We start from the raw sequence: 15,361 nt of genomic DNA on the forward strand, positions 1-15,361 counted from the left end.
CGCCCGTTACTTATACGAAAACTTTAAGATAGAGGGTATTGTATGCAACAATCCGCACTCTTTAGCAAGCTGAAAATATACGTTTAGTCCTTTTTCATGTTCGCCATTAAATCCATAATTTAACCCATTAAAATATGATTGCCAAAAAGCAAATGTGCCCCCATGCTCTCTGATTACCCGTTCTATTACAGGTGCGAAATGTTCACGGAGACAGCGTTCTTTACTTTCTGTCATGCTTTTTCCTACATAAGAAAGGAGGTCTTTCTTCTCTGTTTCCATCTCTTTGCGGTATGCCATTACAGCAAAGGTCATCGGAAGTCCCGTTTCTTTATACCAGATTTCACCCAAGTCAAATACAAAATAGCTGCCGCTTTTTCTTTTTGATGTTATGGCATCGTCTCCTATTAAAAGACATGCATCATATTGCTCCATCATCATTTCAAGGTTCGGTGTTTCAGTCTGGAAAAAAGCTTCAATTCTATAAAATTGCTGAAGGATAATCTTTAATAAAGCAACGGATGTTTCAGAGCTTGAAGTTAAAGCTATCTTTTTGCCATTTAACTCTTCTATTTTATATTTAGAGAACAAAAAGATCGAATTCACTTTTCCAAAGGAAGAGACAGATAAATCTGGAATCAGGCTATACCGGTCCGCATTTTTCCCAAAAGAAAAAGAGGAAATACCTCCAATATCAACTTTTTGCTCTTCCATTAACCTGTTAATTCTGGAAGGGACGGCATCGGTTATGGTTACCCCGTTCACCTTCAATCGTTCTCTGTCTAAATAATAATAGAGGGGTATGATGTTCGTATAGCTGATTTCCCCAATGTTCATAATCTATCAGTCTCCCCAGCGCGTAAACAATTCATGGTGAACACCTAAGTTATCCAGAACTTTCCCTACTAAGAAGTTAACGAGATCATCCATCGACTTAGGCAGATGATAAAACCCAGGCATTGCCGGAACAATTTTTCCTCCAGCTTCTGTAACTTTTATCATATTTTCAAGATGTATCTTATGAAGCGGTGTTTCCCTAGGTACTAATATAAGTTTTCGGCTCTCTTTCAGCATCACATCTGCAGTCCGTTCTAACAGGTTGCCAGAAGCGCCGTGAGCAATTCCAGATAACGTCCCCATCGAACAAGGGATGATCACCATGCCGTCATTCTGATAAGAACCGCTCGCGATTGGTGCATTAAAATCACGCAATGTGTGGTAATGGAAACGCTTTTTGCCAAAAATTGCAAAATGCTCTTCCAAACAAGCTTCTCTGTTACCAGTATCCCATAGAAGCTCTTCCTTGAATACTTGCCATCCGGCTTCTGTCACCACAAGATGCACCTTGTGTCCGTTCTTCAGGATTTCCTGTACGAGTCTGATGCCGTAAACAGCTCCGCTCGCACCTGTAATCCCTATTGTAAAAGTTTTCATAATAAAAGGTCCCCTATTGAAAAAATAAACATAACAACACTTAAAATACCGTTCATCGTAAAGAATGCAACATCAAGCTTAGAAAGATCATGAGGTTTTACAAGTGAATGCTCATAGACCATGATCGCACCCGAGATTAACACTCCAAGGTAGTAGATCCAGCCCATTCCAGAAACAACACCCAATGTGATAAAAGCTATGAAACTAGCAGCATGCAGCAATCTAGCAATCACTAGTCCATTTCCAATACCGAAAGCGGACGGAATGGAATACAGTCCGTGTGACTTGTCATATTCTGCATCCTGTGTCGCGTAGATCACATCAAATCCGGCAGTCCAAAAAAGAACTCCGAAGAATAACAGAAAGGCTTCTTGACTCAATGTTCCTGTCGCACCTACCCAACCGCCAAGAGGGGCGATCGCAATCGTAATACCAAGAACAATGTGGCAAAGATAAGTAAAACGCTTCGTGTACGAATAAATAACAAGAAAGAAAACGGCAAGCGGGAGCAATTTTACAGAAAGCGCGTTCAGCTGATAGGCACTGACAAACAATAATGCCAATGATGCCGCTATAAATAAGTATACTTCCCCTCTATTTATTAGCTTTGCTGGAATAGCGCGGGTCTTTGTTCTTGGATTCGCACCATCAATCTCTGAATCTATCGCACGGTTTAGTGCCATAGCGGAACTTCTTGCACCAACCATAGCAAGCGTTATCCATAACCATTCAGATAATGAAGGCATGGATCCCTCTTCAACCAGGCTCCCCATGATTGCTCCTAAAAAGGCAAACGGCAGAGCAAAAATAGTATGTTCAAACTTAATCATTTCTAAAATAATTTTAATTTTTTTCCACACACTTCAACGCTCTCTTCTATTGCGGTTTTTTACCTGTATGCATAGCGGCAGCACCCATTGCATACGATTTCACTTCAATATCAATAAGTCCTGACTTTTGAAAAAGCTCCTTCAGCTCTTCTTTCGTTAAAAAAGCTTCGGTTGATTCTTGCAGCCATGAATACTCCTGGTAGCTTTTCGCAAACAGCTTTCCGAAGACAGGCATAATGTGCGTAAAATAAAGTTTGAATACCTGTTTAAATACTGGAACAGTCGGATGCGATGTTTCAAGACACACAACTCTTCCGCCAGGCTTTACAACTCTCGCCATCTCTTTAAGTGCCTGCAAATAATCAGGTACATTTCTAAGGCCGAACCCGATCGTAACCACATCAAACGAATGATCTTCAAACGGCAGTTCCATTGCATTTCCATGAATAAAAGTAACTTGCGGCAGAAAACGCTTCTTTAATTTTTCACGTCCGACCTTAAGCATATTCTCACTAAAATCTAAACCTGTAACCTGTCCGTTCTCTCCTGCAGCTTCAGCAAGTGCAAATGTCCACTCACCCGTTCCGCAGCAAACATCTAGACATTTATCGCCTGGTTTGACACTGATCCGCTTCATCGTATCATTGCGCCATCTGGTGTGCTGTTTGAAACTGATCAGGTCGTTCATATAGTCATACTGATCAGAGATCTTCTCAAATACAGAGTGAACCCGTTCTTCTTTGCTCAACATCGGATTAACCCTCTCCTAACATTAAGTCATTTTCGGTGCTTTTATAAATGGCGCAGTCTTCCCTGTGAAAAACTGAAGGCATCTCTACTTTTTTTTCTCTGAGGTCAGTTTCACATGTTATCAAGTAAGTTAACTGATCCTTTTGCAAGGTTATCCTCATTTCTCTCTTCTGATAGCTGGAAATGAGAAGATAACGCTCAATAAAGGGAATATATTTTTGCAGACCGAAAGATTCCGCTGCCTTTGTATAGAGCAAGCTCTCAATCTTTCCAACAGTGCTTATGTAATCAACACTGTTATTTTTCATCTGATGAAAATCATGCAAAAACGTTTTATGTTCATTAATTTTTTGCACAGCATCTGACAATTTAGAAATCAGATCCAGATTCTCGCAGCGTGCTAATAACAGATAATAAAGGCTGCTGAAATAATCACCTGATAAAACAACAAGCTGCCTTTTCTTCTTATTCGAAACAACTTCTTCTTCCAGAATATCGTCATGACGATCAAGAGCAGACTGAATTAAAAGGATTGAACTGAAATATTCTGCCTCAACTGCTTCATCCAATTGGAGTTCACGGAGCAGACAGTATGTAATAAACACTTTCGCTTCATCGAACACCGGAGGCTGCAAATACTTATCCACATAACTGTGCTGCATCAGTAAAAGTGTATGCTGTTTTAAACGTTGAATTTGTTCCATGGTGTTCATCATATACCTCCAAAGATACAGCGAAATGCGCCTCATTATTATAACATAGTCGCCAAGTAATGACGGTTTCAATCGTTATTTCGGACATAAAGAAAACTAGGCTGACCGCCTAGCCCTTCCATCGGCATTTATGAAAACAAACATTTTGCTGCACGACGGTTAGTTGTTTCTTTGCTGAAACTCCCGCTTAAGATTCTGTATCCACTTCACCATGTTTCGTATAGATCACAGCTTTCCCTCTAACTTTCACAGCAGAAGTATGCTCGGTAAATTGAGCGATCATGACTTCACCTTTATCCAACTTTTCGGAATGATGAAATCTTGTTTCTGTTCCTCGGGTTAATCCAATCACATTTACACCATTTTCTTTAGCTTTTATAACAAAAAAGTCAAAATCTGATTTCATTGCTGGAAACCCTCCTTAATTTCGAATTAAACTTAAAACCTCTGCTCTTGCCGCTGGATCTTTCTCGAACACTCCGCGAACTGCTGATGTAACCGTCATAGATCCAGGCTTTTTCACACCGCGCATCGTCATACACATATGCTCTGCTTCAATCACAACAATTACGCCATGCGGTTCGAGGGTTTCAAGCAAGCTGTTTGCAATGGTAGACGTAATTCTCTCCTGGAGCTGCGGTCTCTTAGTTACAGCTTCCACTGCTCTGGCTAGTTTACTGAGTCCTGTAACTTTGCCGCCCTTTGGTATGTAGCCAATATGCGCTTTGCCAAAGAAAGGCACTAAGTGATGTTCACACATTGAATAAAACGGTATATCTTTCACCAATACTAACTCTTCATGATCTTCTCCGAAAATAGTAGCAAAATGCTCTTTGGGATCTTGATTCAAGCCTTGAAAGACTTCTTCATACATTTTTGCCACTCGTTTCGGTGTATCTATTAAACCCTCTCTTTCAGGGTCTTCCCCAATAGCTTCAAGTATCATTTTTACTGCGGTTTCAATTTTCTCACGTTGAACTTCTGCCACGCTCTTTGTCCTCCAATTCCAATAACACAATAGCAAAATTTTAGCATACTGCAAGGAGAATAGCAAAAGGAGAAACCCCTTACAGAACAAGATGAAAAATTGAAAGATGATTAATTATAGAAAGCATGCATCATGGATTAGGAGCAGGATTGCTAAAAATAGTGGGTTTGGTGATAAAACTAGATTTTCGTTGATTTAGGATTCAGCCTCTTCGACCCAAACCGTTTAAAAGCAAAATAAAAAAAGACCGCGAAAGAAACACGGTCTTTTTGCCCTATGTATAGATTATTTAACAGCGTCCTTAAGGGCTTTCCCTGGTTTGAAAGCAGGAACTTTGCTTGCAGAGATTTCGATTTCTTGTCCAGTTTGCGGGTTGCGGCCTTTACGAGCTGCACGCTCACGAACTTCAAAGTTACCAAAACCGATAAGCTGTACCTTGCTTCCACTTTGAAGAGTGCCAGTGATCGCTTCGAAAACAGCGTCAACTGCTTTAGATGCATCTTTCTTAGAAAGCTGAGCTTGCTCAGATACTGCATTGATAAGATCAGTCTTGTTCATTCCATTCACCTCCTCTCAAGGAATTCTCTATAGAAATATCGGTAGTGAAATCTTTTTTTTAAAAGCATTGATTTCTTATGTAATATACAGGATTTTACTAATTTTATCTTTGACAAGCCTTATATTATACGATTCGTTTAAAGAATTCAATCTTTTTTCGACGTTTTTGGCGTTTCAACCCTTAAAATTCCTTATTTTTAGACCTTTTTTTACAAAATTCATGGTAGAACAGGTAGAAAAGTCTCCCTTGTACCGCAAATCTTTTTTACTATTTATCTGTTAAAAAGCAAAAAAAAGACTCCCGGTTATAGGAGTCTTCCAGTTATAAAATAATGGCAATTAAACCGCCTGAACCCTCATTTATAATACGTTCAAGTGTCTCTTTTAATTTATATCTGGCATTTTCCGGCATTAGAGAAATCTTCCCTTGAATTCCTTCTCTTACGATAGAATTTAATGACCTTCCAAAGATATCTGAATTCCAGATTGACAATGGATCTTCTTCAAAGTCCTGCATTAAATATCTGAGCATTTCCTCACTTTGTTTTTCTGTGCCGATGATTGGGGCGAATTCAGATTCTACATCAACTTTAATCATATGAATCGATGGAGCAATCGCCTTTAACCGGACACCAAATCTTGATCCCTGGCGAATAATTTCCGGCTCATCCAAGCTCATGTCCGTGATAGCAGGAGCAGCAATTCCATAACCCGTCTGCTTTACCATTCTTAGTGCGTCTGCCACTTGATCATATTCTGTTTTTGCATATGCAAATTCCTGCATCAGCTGAAGCAAATGATCTTTTCCTCGAATCTCTACTCCAACTACTTCTTTTAAGATTTGATCGTACAAATAATCCGGAGCGAACAAATCGATCTCAGCGATCCCTTGACCCATCTCAATACCCGCAAGTCTCGCATCATCAATAAAATCATAGTTTGCGAAGAAACCGACTACTTTATCTACATCACGCAGACGTTTAATGTCCTGCACTGTTTCTCTGACTGCTTCCTCATAGCTTTCCCGCAGCCAATGATTCTCTCTAAGCACCATAACCCAGCTAGGGAGATTTACATTGACTTCTAATACAGGGAACTCATATAAAGCTTCACGAAGAACATTATTGATATCGTGTTCTGTCATGCCTTCAACACTCATTGCAAGTACAGGGATATCATATTTTTCGCAAAGTTCAGTACGAAGCTGCTGTGTATCTGGATGGTGCGGATGAGTAGAGTTAATCAGCATGATGAATGGTTTTCCAACTTCTTTTAACTCAGCAACAACACGTTCTTCTGATTCCACATAATCGTATCTGGGGATCTCTCCAATCGAGCCATCCGTAGTTACTACCACACCAAGTGTTGAATGTTCTTGTATAACTTTTCTTGTTCCAATTTCTGCAGCTTCATGAAACGGGATCGGCTCATCATACCAAGGTGTATGAATCATTCTCGGCCCGTTTTCATCTTCGTAGCCTTTTGCGCTTGGAACAGCATAACCTACACTGTCGACAAGCCGAACGTTTACATCAAGCCCTTCACCTACATTAATCTTTACCGCATTGTTAGGAACAAATTTGGGCTCAGTGGTCATAATGGTACGTCCAGCTGCACTTTGCGGCAATTCATCCTGAGCGCGTTGACGTTCTGCTTCATTTTCAATGTTCGGCAGAACTACAAGCTCCATGAATTTCTTAATGAATGTGGATTTACCCGTTCTTACTGCTCCTACTACGCCTAAGTAGATATCTCCGCCCGTCCTTTCGGCGATATCTTTAAAAATATCGATTTTTTCCATTCGTTTCCCTCCCGATCCAAATAAAGTTCCGGATGCTAGTCTTGGACAATACATCGTATGATTTTGTCCTACTGATTATGACAAAGGAACGGAAATTTTTATTGGAACCTCTTTTCTCTGTTGTATAGTTCCATTAAAACGGGAGGGCGCACTACAGTGCCTACCGATGAAACTATGAAGCTTGTTTCGTTAAAAGGATTTCCAAAAAAAATCTCTCCGCCTTTTCTATGAATGTATTAGAAAAAGGGAGAGTTCATGCCTATTTTATTAAAAAAACAGGCTTGTTGTTTTCTGCTTGATATGGAACGGAATAGATGGGTACAAAAAAGGAATGCTCCGCTAGCAGATGACGGATATCTTCATGCTTGTGCAATTCATCTTTATAGCTTTCGATCGCAGGATTTAAGTCTTTTCTATAATCTATAAAAATTTTCGCGTCACCATTTACCATTAAGGGCAGTTTCTTGCCAGTAAAAGGACTCTTTACGAACGGATCTTCTTTAAATCCTAATTTTTTATAATCAAGAGTATATCTTCCTTGTGCCTCAATCTTCTTAAATGGGGGGTACTGGTGTTTTGCCATATAGATATTTAACGCAACCTGAACATCCTGAACCTTATCTGTTAAAACGAGATCTGCCAGTTTAACTGTAGGTTTTGTTTCAACATTGATCAATACATATTGAAAAGTACCACCTTTTTCAAAAGAGTTGCCAGGCGGTTCTTGCATATATTTTGGCACTAGCTTATTAAAATCAATCAAGTATTTTTGATAGATATCCGTGTCTGCTTCTTTTGTTTTAATAGGCAGAACACCGGTATCCTTCTGAAAGTTTTCTACAGCTGTCTGAACTGCTGTAATCTGATCTTGGTAAGGCATGCGGTTTTGCGTCTTTCTTTCTTCCGGGTATAAGCATCCTGAGAGAGTAAAAAGGATAAGTAGTGAGAGAATCAGCCATTTTTTTTGCAAATTAATATCCTCCTTTACCCTTGTACAGGTCCGCTAAAAACGACGATTAGAATTAGTATTCCAGCCACTATCATACAGATCCATGCAAAGAAAGAAACGATTCCCTGAAATATGCCAGTTAGCTTGGAACGGCTGAACATGATTGAAAAAACAGCAATAAACATTAGACCGATGGCAGATAACGCCACCCACATTTTCAATAAACCTTCACTCATATGTATCCTCCTTGTCCATCGTACATTATAGCATAATTTGTTATGTTTCTTTAATCTTCATTTCGTATAAGAATAAAACTCTGCTAACCCATCTCCTTGTGTCAGGATTAGCTGTCGTAAGTCAATCCAGTTCCAGTTTCGACGAACGAAAAAGTCGTTTTATTAATACCCCACAAGGTATTAGAGCAATGATTCCCACGGTAATCGTATTAATCCCACGTTAGTTCACTTTTTTCTCGCGTTAGTTGAAATAAATCCACGTTGATTGCAAAATAACCACGAGTCGACCCATTCTGACAAATTTCGCCGTTCGGATACCCGGTAACCCCACCAAAAAAACACCCGGCTCCAACCGGGTGTTTGACTAAATACTCCCTTATCTCCCCAATTAATCCCAACATTAATTGTTTATTTTCCGTCGAACATCTTGGATAGAGTTGCCAGATCTAACGGGATATTATTGTTTAATACAGCCTGAACGATCTGGTCTTCCTTCTGTTTCGTGACAGCTACCCCAGCCATAGAAGATACTTGGGAAATCAGCATTCGAATCGTGCGCTCATCACGTAGATTTGATCCGCTTACGGATTGTGCAAGTTTGAAAATATCATCCTTTTTAACACTTGTTTTCTTTTCAATCTTGTCAAAAAATTGTTGTTCACGTTCCACCTGAAGTCCTCCTCCCACTTCCTTTTCACCCTATCGTATGCAATAAGTAAAGAAGGGTGAAAAGAAAAAAGGCGATTGCCTAAATTTTTCTAGACACTCGCCTATTGATTATCAGCTTTTTAAGGAAGAAACATCTTCGACTTCATGTGTTCGGGAGCGCTGCATCAGATCATCTACAGCCTGTTTTGCTGCTTTATTGTTAAAAAGGACATCGTAAAGCACTTGTGTTATGGGCATTTCAACTTGTTCTCTCTTGCTAAGTTCATAAGCAGCTTGTGTTGTTCTTACTCCTTCCACAACCATACCCATGTTTTCGAGAACATCATTGAGCGCCATTCCTTTGCCAAGCATATTACCTGCGCGCCAGTTCCTGCTATGTACGCTCGTACAAGTCACGATTAAATCCCCAATTCCTGTTAAACCAGAAAAAGTTAGCGGGTTTGCACCCATATGTGTACCAAGACGAGCGATTTCCGCGAGGCCTCTCGTGATCAATGCCGCTTTTGCATTATCCCCATATCCTAATCCGTCAGAAAGTCCCGCACCTAAAGCAATAATATTTTTTAACGCGCCGCCAAGTTCAACACCAATTACATCCGGGTTTGTGTATACACGGAAATTTTGGTTGATAAACAGATCCTGGACCTTTTCTGCAACTTCTGTATTTTCAGATGAGACAGTAACAGTTGTTGGCTGTCTTAACGAAACTTCCTCCGCATGGCTTGGTCCTGATAGTACAACTACCGCTTCCAAAAGGGATGACGGCAGCTCTTCTTCAATGATTTCTGAAATTCGTTTATATGTACCTGGTTCAATACCTTTGCTGGCATGAACAATAGTGACTTTGCGTGTTAAAGAATCTTTAAGCTGGCCGAGTACATCTCTCATCGCTTTTGTAGGGGTTACGAGAACGAGGATATCTGCGCCTTCTATACATTCTTCAAGCTTAACAGATGCTTTTAAGTTTTCAGGAAGAACAACACCAGGCAAGTATTTCTCATTACGATGCTCTTCATTGATCTCTAAAACTTGTTCTTCTCTGCGTCCCCATAAGCGGACATTATGACCATTATCAGCTAATACGATAGCAAGAGCGGTTCCCCAGCTTCCAGCACCTAATACAGCAACATTATCCATTTATGTCACACTCCAAGTTATTAAATTTTTCGCTCGGTCCCATTTAGCAGCCTTTGAATATTTCCCCTATGCCGCCAAACCGAAACAATCGAAATCCAGCCTCCAGCAATAATAGCGGAAACAGGAAGGCTGTAATGATACAGCATAAAAAAAGGAGTCAAGACTAAAAAGACAATCGACCCTAAAGAAACAAAACGTGTGATCCAAATCGTCAAAATAGCAATAACACCTGCTATAAAAGAAGGAAAAAAAGATACTGCAGCAAAAACACCAATTGTAGTCGCCACCCCTTTGCCGCCTTTAAATCCAAAGAAGACCGGATAATTGTGGCCGATTACCGCAGCAAATCCGCAGAGCACTGCAATAAACGGTCCATATCCAAGCCAAAATGGCACAGAAACAGATAATATTCCTTTTAAACAGTCAAGCAGCAGGACCGCGATGGCAGGTCCCTTGCCAAGAACTCTAAGTGTGTTGGTGGCACCTGCATTACCGCTTCCATGTTTTCTGATATCTTCATTTCTCATCACTTTTGTCAGCAAATAACTAAAACTGACAGAACCTAAGCAATAAGATAATAAGATGAGGATCATCCACATCATATTGCTACCTTAATCGTTTTTCTTTCTGGCAAATATTTTTATTGGTGTACCGACAAAACCAAAAGTTTCCCGGATTCTATTCTCCAAAAATCTCTTATATGAAAAATGGAAAAGCTCAGGATCGTTAACAAAGATGACAAATGTCGGCGGTTTTGATGCAACTTGTGTAGCATAGTTAATTTTTAGACGTTTTCCATTATCCATAGGTGCAGGATTCATCGCAACGGCATCCATAATAACTTCATTCAAAATGTTTGTTTGAACTCGCAGCGAATGGTTTTCTGCAACTTGATTAATTACCGGGAACAGCTGGTGAAGTCTTTGCTTTGTTTTTGCAGAAACAAAAACGATCGGTGCATAAGACAAATAAAGGAAATGATCACGAATCTTCTGTTCAAACTTTTGCATCGTTTTGTCATCTTTTTCAATCGCATCCCATTTATTAACGACGATCACAACAGCTTTACCAGCTTCGTGTGCAAAACCTGCCACTTTCTTATCTTGCTCAATGATGCCTTCTTCTGCATCAATTACCATAAGGACAACATCGGAACGTTCGATCGCTTTCATCGCTCGCATCACGCTGTATTTTTCAGTCGTCTCGTAAACTTTCCCGCGCTTGCGCATTCCAGCCGTATCGATAATCACGTATTTTTGATCTTCACGCTCGAAACTGGAATCAATAGCATCTCTTGTTGTACCGGCAATATTACTTACAATTACTCGTTCTTTTCCTAATATTGCATTTACTAAGGATGATTTTCCCACATTCGGTCTTCCGATTAAGGAGAAGTAGATGGTATCTTCATCTTTCTCTTCCTCTGGACGCTCAGGAAAGTGGCTGACAACCTGATCAAGCAGATCTCCGAGGCCGATACCGTGCGTTCCTGATACCCCGATTGGTTCTCCCATTCCTAAACTGTAAAACTCATATAAGAGCTCTTTTCTTTCCGGATTATCAATTTTATTAACACCTAAAACGACTGGCTTTTTAGAACGGAATAGCATTTTTGCCACTTCTTCATCAGCGGCAGTAATACCATTCATGCCATCCACTAAAAATAAAATAACATCTGCTTCCTCAATTGCGAGTTCAGCTTGTTCTTTCATCTGGCTCATGAACGGAGCATCACTTATTTCGATTCCGCCTGTATCAATTAAGTTGAATTCTGTGTTCAGCCATTCTGCTGAACTATAAATGCGGTCCCGGGTTACACCTGGCATATCTTCTACGATTGAAATACGGTCACCCGCAATTCTGTTAAAAATAGTAGATTTCCCAACATTCGGTCTCCCTACTATAGCTAAAACTGGTTTAGACATGTTGACACTTCCCTTTTTTCCTGATCAATTCAATCATCATTATTCTTTATGCGTTCATCATCAATTGTTAGTCACAATAAATTAGACAATTCCACTTATTTTAGCAAATTCTTCATGTTTTAGACAACTTAATAATTATATCCGTTTATGAAATTTGTTTGGCCGGATTGACCCTCTTGTAAGGGACACGTTTAAATGTTTTGAACATATCTGTCAATATTACCATACAAAACATCATCATTGTAGTTGAAGCTAGCAAATCCAGTACAAACATGGAACCTATTTCTATTTGACCGCTAAGTCTGTATATCAAGAGCTGAAATAATGTTTCTCCTATAAAAAAACCGATTAAGGGCAGAAAGAATAAGTCATTCGTCCTTTTGCATAATAGAAATGTTATAGCAGCCAATACAATGATAAACAGATATTTCTTTTCTATGAATAGTTTCGCAGGATCATAAAGGGCAAATACATGTAGCGTCACGTAGCTTGTTGCGATTATAAAACTGACAATTAAATAATAGAAAAGATTTTTTGCGTTGGAAATAACATAAACAAGTCCCGTACACAAAAAATAGATAAGCGCAGCATTTACAGATCCATTAGAAAAAGGAATGAAATAACCGGACAAAATGATTCCTGGCAAAAGAATAAATACGATCACATTTCTTTTTTGATTTTTTTCAAATAGAAATGTCGCTGCTGTCCATCCCATCCACATGAACCAATAAAAAAGTATACCATCATTCATGCATTGTCACCTCGGTAGCATTATGCCACTTCCAGGCAAACCTTAACCGCATAAAAAAGCTCCCGAATAAAATACGGGAGCTGCAATCTGATTTTACTTGTATTCTTTCAGCTGGTCGCCAATCATTTCTGCTAACGAGAAACCTTTTTCTTCTTTTGGCAGGTTATTTTTCAGGTTCTCTTTTTCTTTCTCATCTTGAACAGCTTTCATGCTTAAGCTCATTCTTTTTTCTTTGCTGTTCACATCAAGTACTTTAACAGACACTTTCTGACCTTCTTTGACCACTTCACTTGGATTACCAATATGGCGGTTTGCCATCTCTGAAATATGCACGAGGCCTTCAATTCCAGGTGCCACTTCTACGAAAGCTCCAAATGTAACAATTCGTTTTACTGTACCCTCAATAACGCTTCCCGGCTTAATAGAAGAACTCGCTTCTTCCCATGGTCCAGGCTGTGTTTCCTTTATGGAAAGTGAAATACGGTCGTTGTCGCGGTCAACAGAAAGTACCTTAACTTTAACTGTTTCTCCTTCACTTAATACCTCTGCCGGGTTATTAATACGGTTATGTGAAAGCTGTGAAACATGGACTAATCCGTCTACTCCGCCGATATCAACGAATGCACCAAAATCCGTCAATCGTTGAACTTTACCTTCAATAATCTCTCCGGGAGCTAATCGATCCAATATCTCTTGTTTTCTTCCAGCCTCTTCCTCTTCGGATACGGCACGATGTGATAAAATGACACGGCCTTTTTCAGCATCCAGTTCTACAATTTTAACGGATAGTTTTTTACCTTTATAATCGGAAAAGTCTTCTACAAAATGAGACTCAACCATAGATGCAGGGATAAAAGCACGAACACCTAAGTCTACAACAAGTCCGCCCTTAACAACGTCATGTACAGTAACCTCGAAAGTTTCTTTTGCCTCATATTTTTCTTGCAGCTCAGACCAGGACTTTTCAGTATCTACTGCTTTTTTAGATACAAGAAGCTTGTCCTCTGTATGAGAAAGTACTTTAACAGTGATTTGATCTCCCTCATTTAACACGTCACTTACCTTTTCAATAAAAAGACTTGAAACCTCATTAATTGGTAAAAATGCGTCTTGTTTAGCGCTGATATCAACTAACGCGTGTTTGTCTTCTACTTTTAAAACCGTACCTGTAACGATTTTGCCTGTTTCGGCTTGGGTAGCATTTGTTAAACTTGCGCTCATTTCCTCTGTCATGTTCGTGCCCTCCTCAAAAAATTAAAAATTAATTTATTGAACTTTCTCTACGAAAGAACATTAACATAATCAAGAATCGCTGTTATTCGTTATTTATCTTTAATTGTCTTATATGTTCCATTATAAGCTCTGTAGCTTCTTTAGCGGAAGCTTTTTGCTCCCGTAGATGTGTAAAGTCTATCGGCTTTCCAAAGACAATCTTCAGCTTTTCGCCCTTATTATACTGGCCAACAATGGCACATGGGACAATATGGGCTTCAGATTTAAGTGCAAAGAATCCTGCGCCAGCTAAACCTTCTCCAATTTCACCCGTTTTGCTTCTAGTCCCTTCAGGAAAGAGTCCTACTACTTTTCCTTCTTTTAAAAGGTTCATGCCCGTCTTTAATGCAGTTTTGTCACTCATTCCCCTCTTAACAGGGAATGCATTAATCTTTGGCAGTATATGTTTTAAAACTGGTACTGAAAAAAGCTCAGCCTTTGCCATGAAGTGTACTTCTCTTGGTGAAGCTACACCAACTAGAGGAGGATCATAGTTATGAATATGATTTGTGCAAAGAAGCACGCCTCCAGCTTCAGGCATATTCTCTGCTCCGACGATTTCAGGTTTATAAGTGCTCTTTAAATAGGTACCGCAAAGCCATTTTCCGAAAGAATAAAGCTTCATATTAACGTGCCCTTTCCTCTGCATAGTGAAGAATGCTTGAAACTACTTCATCGATGGTCATGCTTGTTGTATCCAGTTCAATAGCATCTTCTGCTTTTCTTAATGGAGCAGTTTCCCGTTCACTGTCCCGTTTATCTCTAAGCGATATTTCGCTTTTTAATAGCTCAAAATCTGCCGGGAAGCCTTTTGCAACGTTCTCTTCATATCTTCTGCGTGCGCGTTCTTCCACTGATGCGATTAAGAAAATTTTTAACTCTGCATTTGGCATTACATGCGTCCCTATATCACGGCCATCCATAACGACTCCGCCTGATTCGGCAAGCAGCTGCTGTCTTTTGACCATTTCGATCCGCACTTCTTTTTGTCGTGCAACAAATGAAACGTTATTCGTAACTTCTGCTGATCGAATCTCTTTGGAAACGTCCTTTCCATCTAAATAGACAGCTTGTCCTTCTTCTGTTTTAACAAGCTCGATTTCAGTTGTTTCAAGGACAGATTCGAGAACCTTTCCGTTATTTAAATCCGCTCCTAATGAAAGAGCTTTATAGGTTAATGCCCTGTACATGGCACCAGTATCAATATAAATAAAAGAAAGGCGCTCAGCGACTTGCTTTGCTACCGTGCTTTTTCCTGCTCCAGCAGGGCCATCAATGGCAATCGATAATAATTTTTTCATGTTTCCTCCTACCCCATACCTATGACCATGTAAACATAGCAATAAAAAGC

19 protein-coding genes are annotated in these 15,361 nt (G+C 39.7%); all 19 read right to left on the reverse strand.

Going from position 1 to position 15,361, the window contains the following annotated elements:
- Positions 1 to 6 precede the first annotated feature (6 nt).
- Positions 7 to 834 carry a menaquinone biosynthetic enzyme MqnA/MqnD family protein gene (locus M3196_RS02310; RefSeq protein ID WP_251320637.1) on the reverse strand — a complete coding sequence of 276 codons (828 nt, stop codon included), beginning with the start codon at positions 832 to 834 and terminating at the stop codon, positions 7 to 9.
- 6 nt (positions 835 to 840) lie between these two features.
- Entirely contained in the window at positions 841 to 1,431 is a 591-nt protein-coding gene (locus tag M3196_RS02315) for a UbiX family flavin prenyltransferase (RefSeq protein WP_251320638.1), read from the reverse strand.
- A complete protein-coding gene (locus tag M3196_RS02320; RefSeq protein ID WP_338082920.1) occupies positions 1,428 to 2,291 on the reverse strand; it encodes a UbiA-like polyprenyltransferase in 864 nt (287 codons plus the stop codon). The genes M3196_RS02315 and M3196_RS02320 overlap by 4 nt, the downstream gene beginning before the upstream one ends.
- A gap of 16 nt (positions 2,292 to 2,307) precedes the next feature.
- Positions 2,308 to 3,012: a demethylmenaquinone methyltransferase gene (locus tag M3196_RS02325; protein ID WP_251320639.1), complete on the reverse strand. Its 705-nt coding sequence runs from the start codon at positions 3,010 to 3,012 to the stop codon at positions 2,308 to 2,310.
- A 4-nt stretch (positions 3,013 to 3,016) separates the two neighbouring features.
- Positions 3,017 to 3,724, reverse strand: coding sequence for a heptaprenyl diphosphate synthase component 1 (locus tag M3196_RS02330; RefSeq protein WP_251320640.1), 708 nt, complete (start codon positions 3,722 to 3,724; stop codon positions 3,017 to 3,019).
- 187 nt (positions 3,725 to 3,911) lie between these two features.
- On the reverse strand, positions 3,912 to 4,130 hold the full coding sequence (gene mtrB, locus M3196_RS02335) for a trp RNA-binding attenuation protein MtrB (protein WP_188402039.1): 219 nt from the start codon (positions 4,128 to 4,130) through the stop codon (positions 3,912 to 3,914).
- Between the two features lie 15 nt (positions 4,131 to 4,145).
- Complete coding sequence (folE, locus tag M3196_RS02340; protein ID WP_251320641.1) at positions 4,146 to 4,712, reverse strand: GTP cyclohydrolase I FolE; 567 nt, start codon at positions 4,710 to 4,712, stop codon at positions 4,146 to 4,148.
- Between the two features lie 285 nt (positions 4,713 to 4,997).
- On the reverse strand, positions 4,998 to 5,270 hold the full coding sequence (locus tag M3196_RS02345) for an HU family DNA-binding protein (protein WP_066290474.1): 273 nt from the start codon (positions 5,268 to 5,270) through the stop codon (positions 4,998 to 5,000).
- 322 nt (positions 5,271 to 5,592) lie between these two features.
- A complete protein-coding gene (spoIVA, locus tag M3196_RS02350) occupies positions 5,593 to 7,071 on the reverse strand; it encodes a stage IV sporulation protein A (protein ID WP_251320643.1) in 1,479 nt (492 codons plus the stop codon).
- Between the two features lie 259 nt (positions 7,072 to 7,330).
- On the reverse strand, positions 7,331 to 8,041 hold the full coding sequence (locus M3196_RS02355) for a hypothetical protein (protein WP_251320644.1): 711 nt from the start codon (positions 8,039 to 8,041) through the stop codon (positions 7,331 to 7,333).
- Positions 8,042 to 8,055: 14 nt separating this feature from the next.
- Positions 8,056 to 8,256, reverse strand: a complete 201-nt coding sequence (locus M3196_RS02360) for a DUF2768 domain-containing protein (RefSeq protein ID WP_251320646.1) — start codon at positions 8,254 to 8,256, stop codon at positions 8,056 to 8,058.
- Between the two features lie 408 nt (positions 8,257 to 8,664).
- Positions 8,665 to 8,925: a stage VI sporulation protein F gene (locus M3196_RS02365; RefSeq protein ID WP_077364014.1), complete on the reverse strand. Its 261-nt coding sequence runs from the start codon at positions 8,923 to 8,925 to the stop codon at positions 8,665 to 8,667.
- Between the two features lie 111 nt (positions 8,926 to 9,036).
- Positions 9,037 to 10,062: an NAD(P)H-dependent glycerol-3-phosphate dehydrogenase gene (locus tag M3196_RS02370; RefSeq protein WP_251320647.1), complete on the reverse strand. Its 1,026-nt coding sequence runs from the start codon at positions 10,060 to 10,062 to the stop codon at positions 9,037 to 9,039.
- Positions 10,063 to 10,082: 20 nt separating this feature from the next.
- Positions 10,083 to 10,664 carry a glycerol-3-phosphate 1-O-acyltransferase PlsY gene (gene plsY, locus M3196_RS02375; protein WP_251320648.1) on the reverse strand — a complete coding sequence of 194 codons (582 nt, stop codon included), beginning with the start codon at positions 10,662 to 10,664 and terminating at the stop codon, positions 10,083 to 10,085.
- 9 nt (positions 10,665 to 10,673) lie between these two features.
- A complete protein-coding gene (gene der / locus M3196_RS02380) occupies positions 10,674 to 11,987 on the reverse strand; it encodes a ribosome biogenesis GTPase Der (RefSeq protein WP_251320649.1) in 1,314 nt (437 codons plus the stop codon).
- A 145-nt stretch (positions 11,988 to 12,132) separates the two neighbouring features.
- Entirely contained in the window at positions 12,133 to 12,738 is a 606-nt protein-coding gene (locus M3196_RS02385; RefSeq protein WP_251320650.1) for a YphA family membrane protein, read from the reverse strand.
- 93 nt (positions 12,739 to 12,831) lie between these two features.
- The gene (rpsA, locus tag M3196_RS02390) at positions 12,832 to 13,971 is read right to left on the reverse strand and encodes a 30S ribosomal protein S1 (RefSeq protein WP_251320651.1); all 1,140 of its coding nucleotides are present in this window, start codon (positions 13,969 to 13,971) and stop codon (positions 12,832 to 12,834) included.
- Between the two features lie 82 nt (positions 13,972 to 14,053).
- Positions 14,054 to 14,635: a lysophospholipid acyltransferase family protein gene (locus tag M3196_RS02395; protein WP_251320653.1), complete on the reverse strand. Its 582-nt coding sequence runs from the start codon at positions 14,633 to 14,635 to the stop codon at positions 14,054 to 14,056.
- 1 nt (position 14,636) lies between these two features.
- Positions 14,637 to 15,311, reverse strand: coding sequence for a (d)CMP kinase (cmk, locus tag M3196_RS02400; protein ID WP_251320654.1), 675 nt, complete (start codon positions 15,309 to 15,311; stop codon positions 14,637 to 14,639).
- Positions 15,312 to 15,361 lie beyond the last annotated feature (50 nt).

It is taken from the genome of Fictibacillus nanhaiensis, from assembly GCF_023715445.1.
In the GTDB taxonomy this organism is placed as follows: Bacteria; Bacillota; Bacilli; order Bacillales; family Fictibacillaceae; genus Fictibacillus; species Fictibacillus nanhaiensis_D.